The organism is Rhodococcus sp. NPDC057135, assembly GCF_042670865.1.
Classification (GTDB): Bacteria; Actinomycetota; Actinomycetes; order Mycobacteriales; family Mycobacteriaceae; genus Rhodococcus_F.
In genome coordinates this window covers 272,621-287,341 of the sequence record NZ_JBHUUU010000008.1, presented here as the reverse complement: position 1 = coordinate 287,341, position 14,721 = coordinate 272,621, and the positions used below count along the sequence as shown (strand labels likewise).

Sequence of the window (14,721 nt, the reverse complement as noted above, 5' to 3'; positions counted from 1 at the left end):
CGCCGACACGCCCCCGCCTCGGTGACTGGCTAAGCCACGGCTGGCACGATGGCCAGTGTGCAACAGTCCACCGATCCCGCCGCCAAGCCGACCAGTCGGAAACGCTTCCTGACGGTTGCCGCGCTCGCCCTGATGTTGGTTCCCTTGCTGGCCGGATGCATCCGCGTGCAGGTGTCGATGGGCGTGTCCGCGAACGATCGTGTGTCGGGTCAGGTGGTCGCCGCCGCGATACCTGCGGACGAGGCAGACAAGGGTCCCCAGCTGACCCCGCCTTCCTCACTGGAGGACAAAGTACGGGTCCAGGAGTACAAGAAGGACGGTTACGTCGGCAGTCAGGCCTTCTTCAGCGATTTGTCTTTCGGTGACGTCGCCCAGCTGAGTTCGATGTACGCGGAGGGATCCGGCTCTTTCCAGCTCACCCTCAAGCGCTCGGGAGACACCGTCACACTCGACGGCAAGGTAGACCTGAAGACGCTGCCAGCCCAGGGCGCCGACGTCCAGGTCAGCATCGCATTCCCGGCACGGGTGGGCACCACGAACGGAACCCGGGACGGTGATTCCCGGGTGTCGTGGACGTTGCCTGCCGGCGAGGTGTCGACGATGCGTGCCGAGGTCAACTATGCGGATCCCAGCACTCGAAGTTTCGCCGGTTGGGCCGGCATCATGGCCGGACTGACGCTCGGGGTCGCAATCGTCGTCGGCGCGCTGGCCTGGATGGCGCGCAATCGCGCACCGGTCAAGCGCGCACCCGCCTCGAAAGCGCCAGCGATGAAGGCGCCTGTCGCAAAGCCACCGGTCACGAAGCAAGCTGACACCGAGAATCCGAGAAACACGACGAAGTAGCGCCTGGCGGTTGCCCACTCGATCGTCGTCGAGCGGGGCAACCGAAGATCAGACGGCTTGCGCTGTCCCGACCGAGGTGTCGGGGGTGAGACCGAGGCGCTCGAGGACCTCACTCGTTGCACGCGCGAAGTTCAACGTGATGAAGTGCAAGCACGGAGCTCCTTCGGCGATCAACCGCTCACCCATCTCGGTGGCCAGATCGATACCGAGTTCACGGACCGCGGCACGGTTCTCTTCCGGACCGCTTCCGGCCGCGGCGTCGAATCGACGTTCGAGGGCGGGTGGCAGCGACGAGCCCGACAGTTCGAGCATGCGCCTCACCGAACGCAGCGAGGTCACCGGCATGATCTCCGGGATGATCGGCTTGGCGCCCTGTTCCGCGTCGTACGCACTGACCCGGTCACGAAGACGCAGGTAGTCCTCCACGTCGAAGAACATCTGCGTGATCGAGTACTCCGCGCCAGCACGCAGCTTCGACACCAGGTACTTCGTGTCGTATGCCAAGTCCGGAGCGCGGTAGTGGCCCTCGGGGAACGACGCCACACCCACGTGGAAGTCGCCCAGGTCTCGGACCATCCGCACGAGTTCCTCGGCGTACTCGACGCCTTCGGGATGCTTCTTCCACTCGCCGAGCGGATCGCCGGGCGGATCGCCGCGCAATACGAGGATGTTGCTGATCCCACGATCGGCGTAGGCACCGACCATGGCACGAAGTTCTTCGGTGCTGTGCGACACCGCAGTCAGGTGAGCAACCGGCAGCAGGGTCGTCTCTTCGGCCAGTTCACCGGTGACGCGTACCGTCCGATCGCGCGTCGACCCACCTGCGCCGTACGTCATCGAGACGAATGCCGGTCCGAGCCGCTCGAAGGTACGCACCGCACGCCACAGACGCGCTTCGGCGTCGGCGTCGCGCGGCGGCGAAAACTCGACCGAGAACGGAATGCGGCTACCTGTCGAGGAAGCGATCCGATCGACGATCGACGGTGTTCGGGTGGCCCACCCCTCGCTGGAGCGGCCCCTGACTGGATCGAATGTCACCGGTCAAGCATATGTTTTCCAGCCGCAAACAAGCTCATCGCCCAGGACTGCGCATCCCGAATGTCAGGATCACGCAGTTCACGGCCCGACCCGCCGTTGATTCCAACCCCCACTAAGCTGGGCTCCAAGCTCGCTTCCGTGTAACCCTCCGGCGCGAGAACATACCGATCTTGGAGGCCACCCTGTCCGCAGGAACCGCGCGCGTTGGACAGAGTTCGACCAACACCGCACCGCATCCGACCTCACTCGAACTGCCAGGCGTGTTCGAAGGAGCGCTCCGCGACTTCTTCGCTTCACGTCGCGAACTCGTCTCGAACATCGGCGGTGGATACGAGAAGGCCGTCGATACCCTCGAGGCCTTCGTCCTGCGTGGGGGAAAGCGGGTCCGGCCGTCGTTCGCCTGGACGGGTTGGCTCGGCGCCGGAGGCGACCCGAACGGGAGCGACGCGGACGCCGTGATTCGTGCGTGCGCGGCCCTCGAACTGGTGCAGGCCTGCGCGCTCGTCCACGACGACATCATCGACGCCTCAACGACCAGGCGCGGCTTCCCGACCGTTCACGTCGAATTCGAGGACCAGCACCGCGGCGAGAAGTGGAGCGGCGACTCCGCACACTTCGGCGAGGCCGTCGCCATTCTTCTCGGCGACCTGGCGTTGGCCTGGGCAGACGACATGATCCGAGAATCCGGGATCAGCCCCGAGGCAGCCGCAAGGGTCAGCCCGGTCTGGTCGGCAATGCGCACCGAGGTGCTCGGTGGCCAGTTCCTCGACATCAGCAACGAAGCCCGCGGTGACGAAACCGTCGAGGCGGCCATGCGGGTCAACCGCTACAAAACCGCCGCGTACACGATCGAACGCCCACTGCACGTCGGCGCCGCACTGTTCGGTGCTGACGCCGAGTTGATCGACGCTTACCGCACGTTCGGAACCGACATCGGCATCGCGTTCCAACTTCGCGACGACCTACTCGGAGTGTTCGGAGACCCGTCCGTCACGGGCAAACCCTCGGGCGACGATCTCATTGCAGGCAAGCGGACTGTGCTGTTCGCGATGGCACTCGCCCGCGCCGACGCCGCGGACCCGGCGGCGGCCGAACTACTTCGCAACGGAATCGGCACCGAGCTCACCGACACCGAAGTGGACACCCTGCGCGAGGTGATGACCGATCTCGGCGCCGTCACCGACGTCGAAACGCAGATCGACACCCTCGTCGAGGCAGCGTCGAACGCTCTCGGCGCAAGCACAGCAACGGCTGAGGCCAAGGCTCGTCTCACCGACATGGCGATCGCGGCCACGAAGCGAAGCTACTGACCGTGGCAGACGTGCACCGCACTCGAACTGTCAGCTCGCCGACCGATCGGGTGGTGATCGTCGGCGCCGGACTCGCCGGACTGTCTGCGGGGTTGTATCTGCGGGGCGCCGGGCGCGAAGTCACGATTCTCGAGAGCAACAGCTCGGTCGGTGGACGAGTCGGCATCTACGAAGGCAGTGACTACAGCATCGACAACGGCGCCACGGTGCTCACGATGCCCGAACTCGTCGAAAACGCCCTTGCCGCCGTCGGCGCCGACCCCGACTCGACGAACCCCAAATTCGTTGTGCACAAGCTCGATCCGACGTACCACGCGCGATTCGCGGACGGCACTACTCTCGACGTTCACGCCGATCCCGAAGACATGGCTGCCGAAGTAGCCCGCGTCTGCGGGCCGGAAGAAGCGCAGCGATACCGCGTGCTGCGCCGATGGCTGAACCGGATCTTCGACGCCGAATTCGATCGCTTCATGGACGCCGACTTCGATTCTCCCCTCGGACTGGTCAATTCGCGTGCCGCGGTCAAGGATCTGAGCCGACTCGTCGCGCTGGGAGGATTCGGGAAACTGGGTGGGCAGGTGGATCGCAAGATCCGTGACCCTCGCCTTCGGCGGATCTTCACCTTCCAAGCACTGTATGCGGGCGTTGCTCCGTCTCGAGCCCTCGCGGTGTACGGGGCGATCGCCCACATGGATACCTCGCTCGGCGTCTACTTCCCCGAGGGCGGGATGCGCACGATCGCCGAGTCCATGGCCGACGCCTTCACCGAGGCCGGTGGAATTCTGCACCTCGGCCGCACTGTCGAACGCCTCGAAGTGAGCGATCGGCGCGTGCAAGCCGTTCACACACGCGGCGGTGAGCGCTTCCACTGTGACGCCGCCGTCCTCACTCCCGACATGGCCGTCACGGACTCGCTCCAGCGCCCTCATACCCGAATCCGCCCGCGCCGAGTGCGTACATCGCCGTCCGCGGTCGTGATTCACGGCACTGTTTCCTCTGCGGTCGCCGACGGATGGCCCGCGCAGCGACACCACATGATCGACTTCGGCGAGGCGTGGAAGCGTACCTTCGCCGAGATCACGGCACGCCGCGGCCGCGGGCAACTGATGAGTGATCCGTCACTGCTCGTCACCCGACCGGCACAGACCGATCCGGGCTTGGCCTTCTCGCGAGACGGCCGGATCCGTGAACCGTTGTCAGTCCTCGCGCCGTGCCCGAATCTGGACAGTGCGCCGCTCGACTGGTCGACTCTCGGCATGCCCTACGTCCGCGAAATCCTCCTCACGCTGCAGGAACGCGGTTACACGGGACTGGTCGAGTCGTTCGAGATCGATCACGTCGACACCCCGCAGACCTGGCTCGAGAAGGGCATGGCCGCCGGTAGCCCGTTCGCGGCGGCACACACCTTCACCCAGACGGGGCCGTTCCGACGCAAGAACCTCGCCCGCGGCTTCGACAACGTCGTTCTCGCCGGGTCGGGAACCGTTCCGGGGGTAGGAGTACCGACCGTTCTGCTGTCCGGTCGGCTCGCCGCCGAACGTATTACCGGTACACGCGAGCGAGCCAGCGCGGTGGGCACTCGTGCGAGCAACTAAACTAGCCCCTCGTAACCGACCATTCATCCACGATTCACCGACTCGGGCGCTGCACGCGCCGATCGACACCGATCTCCTCGGGGGAGGAACCTGCACCGATGACGTCCTCTGCCGCAGCCACTGAAATACCGTGGCACCTAAGGGCCGCCAATTTCCTTCGGACTCCCGAAGGTCACAGTGCACTGCTCGGTTTCTTCGGCGCAGTCATGATCACTTTCGGCGGATTCGGTGCCGGCAGCGTCCGGCGCCAGGATCCGCTGCTCGAGTCGATGCATCTGTCCTGGCTACGTTTCGGACACGGATCGATCCTGTCGGCGGCAATCGTGTGGATCGGTGTTCTCTGCATGATCGGCGCCTGGGTTCGACTGGGCCGCTCGACTCTGCGCGGTGACGTCTCGCTGCGCGGTCTGCGCTACGTCGTCCCGATCTGGACGTTTCCACTGCTGTTCGCGGTTCCCATGTTCAGCCGTGACGCCTACTCCTACCTGGCACAAGGCGCCTTGTTGCGCAACGGCTTCGACCCGTACGCCGTCGGCCCCGTCGTCAATCCGGGCATCCTGCTCGACAACGTCTCCAACGTGTGGACGACGACGACTACTCCGTACGGGCCGGTTCACCTTCTCCTCGCCGACGCCATCGTTCGTCTGACCGGTGAGAACGTCATCGCCGGCACGATGCTGTTGCGGATCACGATGCTCCCCGGACTCGCCCTGATGATGTGGGCCGTCCCCCATCTCGCGACGAAGCTCGGCGGAAACACCTCGATCGCCCTGTGGCTCGCCGTACTCAATCCCCTCGTCCTGATCCACCTGATCGGCGGCGTTCACAACGAGATGCTCATGGTCGGCCTCATGGCCGCAGGCATCGCGCTCGCTCTCGAACGTAAGCATCTGTTCGGAATAGGGTTGATTGCACTCGCCGTCGCGATCAAGGCAACCGCGGGCGTTGCGCTCCCGTTCATCGTCTGGATCTGGATGATCCACGAGAGGGAGGATGCCGCGGCCGCCGGCCGCGAACCGGCGTCACCGATCCGGTCGTTCGTCAAGACGGCGGGTGCTGGTTTTGCCGTGTTCGTGGCGGTACTCGGATCCACCTCACTGATTGCCGGCGTCGGCCTCGGCTGGACGACGGCACTCTCCGGCTCGGCAAAGATCATCAACTGGCTCTCGCTGCCCACGATCGTGGCGCACATCGGAACCATGGCCACCTCCTGGTTCGCCGGTGACCATTTCAACGACATCCTCGAAGTCTCGCGGACCATCTCGGCAGTAGTGTTGATCGCGATCATCGCCGTCGTGTGGTGGCGCTACCGCAAGACCGAGCGCGACGCCGTCATGGGCATCGTGATCGTGATGGTCGCCATCGTCGTTCTCTCCCCTGCCGCACTCCCCTGGTACTACTCCTGGCCGTTGGCAGTAGCGGCCGGTTTTGCAATGTCGCCGACCACCCTCGCTGTACTGACCGGCCTGTCCACCTGGCTGATGCTCGTGTTCCAGCCGGACGGATCCATCGGCCTGTACACCTTCCCGCATGTGGCTCTGGCTATCTTCGCCGCGGTGATCGCGGCGATGTCCCTACAGACGGAAGACCCACTCCGACTTCGTGGTCGGCGTCATGAAAAACCGGCCGAAGTCTCTACACCAGCCTCGGCGACCTCGACGTCATGATCCGCGTGATCCACAGGCCATGAACGCACTGTCCGCGTCCTACGGATTCTGCGAGGGCGTGACAAAGGAACACGGCCGCACGTACTTTCTGGCCGCGCGGTTATTACCCGAGCCACGACGCCGCGCAGTTCACGCCCTCTACGCATTTGCTCGCATCGTCGACGACGTCGTGGACGAACCGTCGGGTCCGCACGAACGCGGCACTGTCCTCGCCGATGTCGAACGTGCGACGTTCACGGCGCTGGACGCCGCTGGAATACGTGAACTCCCGGCAACGATTCCTTCGGACCTGAGCCGTGTGCTGCCGGCCTTCGCCGACGCCGTGCAGATGTTCGACATTCCTCGTGCATATTTCGAAGCCTTCTTCGAGTCCATGCGGATGGACGCCCCCGACACGGCGAAGTTTCGACCCGTCTACAACACCATGGACGAATTGGGCGAGTACATGTACGGCTCGGCCGTGGTCATCGGTTTGCAGATGCTGCCGATTCTCGGAGTGAGCGTTCCGCAGCAGGAGGCCGTAGTGCCCGCGTCGAATCTCGGTGAGGCGTTTCAGCTGACCAACTTCATCCGCGACGTCGGTGAAGACCTCGACCGCGGACGCCTGTATCTACCGGCAAGCGAGTTCGCCGCATTTGGCGTCGACATCGAGATGCTCGAGCACGGGCGCAGAACCGGAACGGTGGACGTTCGCGTCAAGCGCGCGCTGGCACACTTCATTGCCGTGACGCGAGGGCGGTATCGGTCCGCCGAATCCGGAATCCCGATGCTCGACCGGCGGGTCCAGCCGTCGATTCACACAGCTTTCGTGTTGTACGGAGCAATTCTCGATCAGGTCGAGCGCGCCGACTTCCGGATACTGCATCGACGAGTTTCCGTTCCCGGACGCACGCGGCTTCGGGTCGCAGCGCCCGGTCTCGTCCGGTCGGCTACGTATGCGGCGAAAAACCGGCGCGGTTGAATGCGCAGTGGGTGAGTTGTCGGAAAGCCGGCGAGTTAGAAGGCCATCGCCTGCGCGCGGCGGATGACCTCACGTGCGAGATCGCCATGCAGTGCGTCTACCGGGCGACCAGGCAGGGAATCGTCGGCCAGGAACAGCCAGCGAAGGATTTCGATGTCGGTGTAGCCCCCGTCGTGCAATACCGCCAGGAGACCGGGCAGCCACTTGACGATCTGGCCGTCCTCGCCGAAGAACACTTCGGGAACACCGAGAACACCGTGACGCTTGACTGCGACGATCTTGTGATCGCGAAGCAACTGGTGAACCTTGCTCACCGGCAACCCGACGTTCTTCGCCACATCCACCAGCTGGAACAGGGAAACCGAAGAATCCAGGACATCATCACAATAAGGAATCGCGCTCACCGCGGGAAGTTTATCCGGTCCGGCGTGCCCGCTGTGTACCGCCCGGCGGCGTGCTCGAAACCGTCGCTCCGGTTCGGCCAATACGCTCTGTGACGTTCTCGAGACTTCCGCGTCGGTATCGCTGGCTACGATGGACGGGATGCGGCGTATCAGTAACCGGGAATGCGCGGTGACCGTGAATCGGCGCCCGTACGGCGGGGGCCATTGCGCCGCACACAACCACTTACTTACTGATAGCCACCACACAGATCGTAAACACGCAGATCGTAAACACGCAGATCGTAAATACGGAGGAACAGTCATTACGGAGGTCGAGGGTTGATCGGCGAAATGCTCGAGCGCCGCTATCGAGTGGACGCACCGATCGCGCGCGGCGGTATGTCGACCGTGTATCGAGGCCTCGATACACGGTTGGATCGACCTGTCGCGATCAAGGTGATGGACCCGCAATTCGCCGGTGATCCAGCGTTCCTGACTCGTTTCGAGTTCGAGGCCAGGGCCGTGGCCCGGCTCAAGCATCCGGCCCTGGTGGCCGTCTACGACCAGGGCAGCGATCGCAATCACGTGTTCCTCGTGATGGAACTCGTCGACGGTGGAACTTTGCGCGAACTCCTCCGTGAGCGCGGACCGATGCCGCCTCACGCCGTTGCAGCGGTCGTAGCGCCTGTCCTGGACGCGCTGGCGGTCGCGCACCGAGCGGGACTGGTTCACCGTGACGTCAAACCGGAGAACATCCTCATCTCCGACACCGGTGAAGTGAAAATCGCCGACTTCGGATTGGTGCGTGCGGCCGCGGCAGCAACCACCACATCCAACAGCGTGATCCTCGGCACCGCGGCCTATCTGTCGCCGGAACAGGTGACGTCCGGAATTGCCGACACTCGAAGCGACGTCTACTCCACCGGCGTGCTGATGTTCGAACTTCTCACCGGTACAACCCCTTTCACCGGAGATACGTCGCTCTCCATCGCTTACCAACGCATCCACGACGATGTCCCGCGCCCCGGTTCCCGCATCCCCGGTGTACCGGCGCAGTTCGATCGCCTGGTTGCCGAAGCCACTCATCGCGAGCCGGCACATCGTTTCGCCGACGCTGGTGAGATGGCAGCTGCACTTCGCAGCGTGAGCGAACAACTGGAGCTTCCGTCGTATCGCGTTCCGGCGCCGCGCCGAAGCGCCCAGCACCAAAGCGCGCAGGTTGCCCCGGCACGGCCACAACCGGCGCCGGCGCCCCCCGCGGATGCGCGCCCGAACTCTGCTGCGCGCCCGAACCCTGCTGCCACGACGGTGTTGGCGTCCGGCGTTGCCCCTGCTGCCGCAGCCACCACGGCGCTCGGCACGGGCTCCCCTCCCCCTGGCGGCATCCAGCACACTCGCGCGGTCACCGCTCAAACTGCTCGTCCGGCGACGGTCGACGGCGACTCGGATTTCGACGACGGTACCGACTTCGGCGACGACCAACTGGGGCCCCACGATCCGCATGCTCATTTTGTCGAGGCACGACGCAAATCGCGGCGAGCCACCCTGATCTGGCTACTCGTCATCGCGGTCCTCGCGCTTGCATTGGGCTTCGGCGGATGGTGGATGGGCTCGGGCCGCTACACAGCCGTTCCTTCGATCGACGGGCTGACCAAGGACACTGCGGTCACCGCCCTGCAGGACGCCGGGCTCACTCCCGACGTCCAGGGTCAGTACTCCGATGCCCAACCCATCGACACGGTGATCGGGACAGATCCGGCCTCCGGATCCAGGGTCACCAAAGGCTCGACCGTCGCGCTCCTGACTTCGCTCGGGCGTCCGACGGTCCCACCCATTCCGGCCGGCGGCGACGTCACGGCGTTGGGCGCACAACTCTCCGACCGCACCCTCGTGGCGGTCGACGGTGGGGACACCTTCAGTTCCAAGATCCCGATCGGCGGTGTGGCAGCCCTCGACCCGGCACCGGGAACCGAAGTTGCCGTTGGCTCTTCGGTCAAGGTCATCACGTCCAAAGGGTCACCGCCAGTCGACATTCCCGATGTGAAGGGCATGTCCGAGAACGCTGCACGCGCAGCCCTCGACAAGGTAGGCATCTCCGTCAGTACCACCAGAACTACGTTCGACGACGCCGTCGAGGGCGGCAATGTGATCGGCACCGATCCCGCTGTCGGGTCCTCGGTCAACGCCGGCACCTCCGTTGTTCTCCTGATCTCCGACTCCGTCAAGGTTCCCTCGCTGATCGGCCGCTCCGTCTCCTCCGCACGCGAAGAACTCGGCCGCCTCGGCCTCGAGATCACCGTGCGTCAGCTCACTCAGAACGACAGCTCGGTCATCATCAGCCAGAGCGTCAAAAACGACCTCGTTGCCAAGGGCACCGACATCAGCGTCGTCGCAATTCCCTGACAGTCCGCTTCGGCCTAGTCTGAATTCATGGTCACATGGGAACCCGAGAGCTTAGGGATACTCGACCTGCCGTCGGGACGATCGATCCGGGGTCGAGGACTCCGCAATCCACTTCCTTCCGGGCCTCTCCCTACCTTCGGCGTCTATCTGACCGGTAAGGAACCTCCCGCTACCGAGTGGGATTCGGTGTGGGTCCGCTGGCGGGATTTCTGGTTGCCGAGCGATCCGGCTGCGCTGCGCAGCGCTCTGCACGAAGTGTGGGTGCGTTCGGAAACCGAACGAGTCGAGATCGCGTGCGGTGGTGGATACGGCCGCACCGGAACTGCTTTGGCCGCTCTCGCCATCGTGGACGGCGTGTCGAGTCAGGACGCCACCGCGTACGTTCGCGCACACTACTCACCTCGCGCCGTCGAAATGCCGTGGCAGCGCCGATTTGTCACGCGATTCACGAAATAGCGAACGCCCCCACCTGCGCGAGCGGGTGAGGGCGTTACCGGCGAATCAGCACGGGCGAGGTGTCAGCCTCGCAGCATCTCCGCCACGAGGAAGGCGAGCTCCAACGACTGCTGCGTGTTCAGTCGCGGATCGCACGCCGTCTCGTAGCGACCGCCGAGATCGAGGTCGGAGATGTCCTGTGCGCCGCCGAGGCACTCGGTGACATTCTCACCGGTCAGCTCGACGTGGATGCCACCCGGATGCGTGCCGAGACCGTTGTGGACCTCGAAGAAGCCCTGAACCTCGTCGACGATGCGGTCGAAGTGGCGCGTCTTGTATCCGGTGGAGGCTTCGTGCGTGTTGCCGTGCATCGGATCGCACTGCCAGATGACCTGGTGGCCGGTGGCCTGGACCTTCTCGATGATCGCGGGCAGCAGGTCGCGGACCTTGCCGTTACCCATGCGCGAGATCAAGGTCAGTCGACCCGGCTTGTTGGTGGGGTCGAGGCGCTCGACGTATTCCACCGCCATTTCCGGCGTCGTGCTCGGACCGATCTTGAGACCGATCGGGTTGGACACCAACTCGGCGAAGGCGATGTGCGCGCCGTCGAGCTGACGGGTGCGGTCACCGATCCAGAGGAAGTGAGCCGAGAGGTCGTAGAGCTTGGGGTGATCGCTGTCGTTGTCGAGACGCAGCATCGCGCGCTCGTAGTCCAGAACCAGAGCCTCATGGCTGGCGAAGATCTGTGCCTGGTGCAGGCTCGGATCGGTGACGCCACACGCGTTCATGAACTGCAAGCCGCGGTCGATCTCGGCAGCGAGTTGCTCGTAGCGTGCGCCGGCGGGAGACGCTGCGACGAACTCACGGTTCCAGTCGTGCACCTTGTGCAGGTCGGCCATGCCGGCGCCGGTGAGTGCGCGAACCAGGTTCATCGCGGCGCTGGCGTTGGCGTATGCACGCACCAGACGTGAAGGATCGTGCGCGCGGACTGCCTCGTCAGCGACGAGTGAGTTGATCATGTCGCCGCGGTAGGACTTCAGGCCCAGCGAGTCGATGTCGGCAGAACGCGGCTTGGCGTACTGACCGGCGATGCGAGCGACCTTGACGACCGGCATCGAGGAACCATAGGTGAGCACGACGGCCATCTGCAGCAACGTGCGGATGTTTCCCTTGATGTGCGGCTCGGTGTTGTCCGCAAATGTCTCGGCGCAGTCACCGCCCTGGAGCAGGAATGCCTCACCACGCGCGACCTGCGCGAGACGCTCTTGCAGCGCCTCGACTTCGCTGGCCACCGTGATGGGAGGCACGCTCTCGAGCACAGTCCGCATGGCAGCCGCCTGGTCAGCGGGCCACGAGGGCTGTTGAGCAGCGGGCTTCGCGAGCGCCTCGTCGAGCTGCTTACGCAGTCCGGCAGGCAGCGGCGGGAGTTCGGGCAAGCGGTCGATCGGCACGTCGACAGTCCAGTTCACCTCTACAGGATATTCGCTCGCCCGTCGGCGCGTCACACAGGCTCTCGATCGCAGCCCAATCGGGACACTTCTCGCGCACCGAAACCTGGGTCAGCGAAGTGAACGTGCTGCCGAAATCGCGTCGAACTTCACGAGGTTGTGCCTGGCGTCGGCTAGTGCGTCGTGCGCGTCGGCGGGCGCTGACGGGAGGGCAGGACTGCCGTTGTCTTCCCAGAACTGTCGCAGTTCGCGGGTGTAGCGCGGCATCGACTGCGGTAGTTCGGTCATATCGCCCCACAGTTGGCACAGCGCGACGTGGTCGTAGGCGGCGACCCACGCCCAGAGTTCCGGAACGACCATCGGGCGCGGAACGAAGAATTTCAGTAGGTCGTCGCGGATCTTCTCGCGGGATTTCCACAGCGGCGACGACGGCTGCGGCAACTTCGGCAGCACGTTCTTGCGCACCCAACTACCGGCACGGGCGGGATCGAACTCCGTCGAGACCGCGTAGTACTCCCGGCCGTCCTCGCAGACAACGCCGATGGACACGAGATCGATGGTTCGACCGTCTTCGATGAATTCACAGTCGTAGAAGTAGCGCACGTCCGAAAACTATGCCGCACGCGCAGGCCCTGGAGCCAATGCGCGTGCGGCAGGTGTGGGAAATCTCTAGCTGGCCTGTGCGTCCGGGACCGAATCCTTGTCGGTCTTCGAGGCTTCCTTCGACTCGGCGGAGGCGACGAGATCAACAACCGACTCGCCGTTTTCCGACGGAACGTCGACGGCAACTTCGGATTTCGTGGGCGCCTGGTTTTTCAGGCTCGCCGCGTAGATGTCCACGTACTCCTGGCCGGAGAGTTTCATCAGCTTGTACATCACTTCGTCGGTTACAGCGCGCTCGACGAAGCGGTTTCCGCCCATGCCTTCGAAGCGGGAGAAATCGATGGGTTCGCCGACGATGACGGTGACCTTGGCTGGGCGCCACATCCGTGAGCCGATCGGATTCATCTTGTCGGTACCGACCATCGCAACCGGGATCACCTTGACACCCGATTCGAGCGCGAGGCGCGCCATTCCGGTCTTGCCCTTGTAGAGGCGACCGTCAGGTGAACGCGTTCCCTCGGGGTAGATGCCCAGCAGACTGCCAGAACCGAGAACCTTGAGACCGGCGTTGAGAGCATCCTGCGCGGCGTCCGCGCCGGTTCGGTCGATGGGGACCTGACCGACCGCGGTGAAGAACCACTTCTGAAAAGCGCCCTTCAGGCCGGAACCGGTGAAGTACTCGCTCTTGGCAAGGAACGTGATGCGGCGGTTGACGCGAAGCGGAAGGTAGAACGAGTCCAGAACCGCCTGGTGATTGCTCGCCAGGATGGCCGCTCCGTCAGTCGGAATGTTCTCGTGACCCTTGACCGTCGGACGCCCGAGCAGCCAGAGAATCGGCCCCAGCAACACATACTTGAAGAGCCAATACCACACGGCGTCCCTCCCATTCACAACTGAATTTCGCTGAGTACGACCTTACTGCCGACCCGTAACCCCCGCTACACACGCCCCGCCAGGATCGCGCCGATCACAGTCCGGCAGATGTGGTTCCAGCGCCGTCGACCCCATCGAGATCCTGAGGCACTACCGAGCGAGCCAGGGCTGCGGCGCCGACCATCCCTGCAGCTTCGCCCAGCTGAGCCGAACGGATTCGTGCCAGCGGGCGGTGCTTCGCGCCCGTCAACAATGTCGCGTACTGCTCACGGGCGTCGTCGAGAAACAGTGGGGCCGAACTTGCGACGCCGCCGGCGATCACCACCAGATCGGGGTCGTAGACGTCGCCGACCATCGCCAGTCCGACGGCCAGCCAACGGGTGAACTCGGCGATGGTCGCCAGCGCGAGTGGGTCACCGTCCTGCGCGGCGTTGGCGATCCGACGACCGGTGAGGGACCCCGGATCCACCGCTACCTCACGCGCCAGAACCGTCGACGCGGCCGGGTCGGCGGCAAGCAGTTCGATTGCCGTGTCCACGAGTGCCGTTCCGCTGCAATAACGCTCCCAACACCCACGTTTGCCACACGCGCATTGCCGCCCGCCTGGCACGACCTGGATGTGGCCGAGTTCGGGGGCGACGCCGTGGCTCCCCCGGTACAGCTCACCGTTGATCAGAAGCGCGCCGCCGATTCCGGTCCCAATTGCCACCATCACGACATTGCGGCCCCCTGCGGCCGCGCCGAATCGATGTTCCGCGAATGCTGCTGCGTTGGCGTCGTGCTCGAGAACGACCGGCAGTCCGAGTCGCTTGCTCAGGTCGCTTCCGACCGGCGCATCCACCCACGGCAAGTGCGGGGCGAACCGAACCGAGCTTCGATCGGACGTGATGAAGCCGGCGACCGCCAACCCCACAGCCGATACCTCGTGCCTGGTGACCAACTCGCGCACGACGCGATCCAGGCCGTCCTCGAGAGCTCTGGCCGACTGCGGGGTCGGAGCTTGAATCATCTCGAGCACTTGTCCGTCCACGTCCACGACGGAGGCCCTGATGCTCGTCCCGCCGACGTCGATGCCGACCGTCAAGATGTCGTCCATGGTGGGGTCGGAGACCGCTTTCAAGCGGCGCGCGCTCATCGCGACAATTCCCGCGCGAGCGGCGCC

The 14,721-nt window shown here is 64.5% G+C and carries 13 protein-coding genes; 7 read left to right on the top strand and 6 right to left on the bottom strand.

The window, feature by feature from the left end:
- Positions 1-48 precede the first annotated feature (48 nt).
- Positions 49-843 (top strand): LppM family (lipo)protein, encoded by a 795-nt coding sequence (locus tag ACFT1A_RS17715; protein ID WP_378448018.1) that lies wholly within the window; start codon positions 49-51, stop codon positions 841-843.
- 48 nt (positions 844-891) lie between these two features.
- Here the strand turns inward: ACFT1A_RS17715 and ACFT1A_RS17710 are convergent, their stop codons facing one another.
- Positions 892-1,881, bottom strand: coding sequence for a methylenetetrahydrofolate reductase (locus tag ACFT1A_RS17710; RefSeq protein WP_020908084.1), 990 nt, complete (start codon positions 1,879-1,881; stop codon positions 892-894).
- Positions 1,882-2,051: 170 nt separating this feature from the next.
- On the opposite strand from ACFT1A_RS17710, the gene ACFT1A_RS17705 reads away from it, so the two are divergent.
- The 4 genes from ACFT1A_RS17705 (at position 2,052) to ACFT1A_RS17690 (ending at position 7,414) form a co-directional block, all read left to right on the top strand.
- Positions 2,052-3,191, top strand: coding sequence for a polyprenyl synthetase family protein (locus tag ACFT1A_RS17705; protein WP_378448017.1), 1,140 nt, complete (start codon positions 2,052-2,054; stop codon positions 3,189-3,191).
- 2 nt (positions 3,192-3,193) lie between these two features.
- Positions 3,194-4,786, top strand: coding sequence for a phytoene desaturase family protein (gene crtI, locus ACFT1A_RS17700; protein WP_378448016.1), 1,593 nt, complete (start codon positions 3,194-3,196; stop codon positions 4,784-4,786).
- Positions 4,787-4,884: 98 nt separating this feature from the next.
- Complete coding sequence (locus ACFT1A_RS17695) at positions 4,885-6,453, top strand: alpha-(1->6)-mannopyranosyltransferase A (RefSeq protein WP_378448015.1); 1,569 nt, start codon at positions 4,885-4,887, stop codon at positions 6,451-6,453.
- Positions 6,454-6,472: 19 nt separating this feature from the next.
- The gene (locus ACFT1A_RS17690; protein ID WP_378448014.1) at positions 6,473-7,414 is read left to right on the top strand and encodes a phytoene/squalene synthase family protein; all 942 of its coding nucleotides are present in this window, start codon (positions 6,473-6,475) and stop codon (positions 7,412-7,414) included.
- Positions 7,415-7,449: 35 nt separating this feature from the next.
- Here ACFT1A_RS17690 and ACFT1A_RS17685 read toward each other — a convergent pair whose 3' ends face one another.
- Positions 7,450-7,818, bottom strand: coding sequence for an Rv2175c family DNA-binding protein (locus tag ACFT1A_RS17685; protein ID WP_230813547.1), 369 nt, complete (start codon positions 7,816-7,818; stop codon positions 7,450-7,452).
- Between the two features lie 318 nt (positions 7,819-8,136).
- Here ACFT1A_RS17685 and pknB point away from each other — a divergent pair, with 318 nt between their 5' ends.
- Together pknB and ACFT1A_RS17675 are read left to right on the top strand one after the other, a co-directional pair.
- Positions 8,137-10,200: a Stk1 family PASTA domain-containing Ser/Thr kinase gene (pknB, locus tag ACFT1A_RS17680; RefSeq protein ID WP_378448013.1), complete on the top strand. Its 2,064-nt coding sequence runs from the start codon at positions 8,137-8,139 to the stop codon at positions 10,198-10,200.
- Positions 10,201-10,227: 27 nt separating this feature from the next.
- Positions 10,228-10,656: a protein-tyrosine phosphatase family protein gene (locus tag ACFT1A_RS17675; RefSeq protein WP_378448012.1), complete on the top strand. Its 429-nt coding sequence runs from the start codon at positions 10,228-10,230 to the stop codon at positions 10,654-10,656.
- A gap of 62 nt (positions 10,657-10,718) precedes the next feature.
- On the opposite strand, the gene ACFT1A_RS17670 is transcribed toward ACFT1A_RS17675, so the two are convergent.
- The 4 genes from ACFT1A_RS17670 to ACFT1A_RS17655 form a co-directional block, all read right to left on the bottom strand.
- Positions 10,719-12,104, bottom strand: a complete 1,386-nt coding sequence (locus ACFT1A_RS17670; protein ID WP_007730070.1) for a class II 3-deoxy-7-phosphoheptulonate synthase — start codon at positions 12,102-12,104, stop codon at positions 10,719-10,721.
- A 90-nt stretch (positions 12,105-12,194) separates the two neighbouring features.
- Entirely contained in the window at positions 12,195-12,686 is a 492-nt protein-coding gene (locus tag ACFT1A_RS17665; RefSeq protein ID WP_003941683.1) for a polyadenylate-specific 3'-exoribonuclease AS, read from the bottom strand.
- A 66-nt stretch (positions 12,687-12,752) separates the two neighbouring features.
- Positions 12,753-13,559 (bottom strand): lysophospholipid acyltransferase family protein, encoded by an 807-nt coding sequence (locus ACFT1A_RS17660; RefSeq protein WP_378448011.1) that lies wholly within the window; start codon positions 13,557-13,559, stop codon positions 12,753-12,755.
- A gap of 94 nt (positions 13,560-13,653) precedes the next feature.
- Positions 13,654-14,694 carry an ROK family protein gene (locus ACFT1A_RS17655; protein WP_378448046.1) on the bottom strand — a complete coding sequence of 347 codons (1,041 nt, stop codon included), beginning with the start codon at positions 14,692-14,694 and terminating at the stop codon, positions 13,654-13,656.
- Positions 14,695-14,721: the final 27 nt, after the last annotated feature.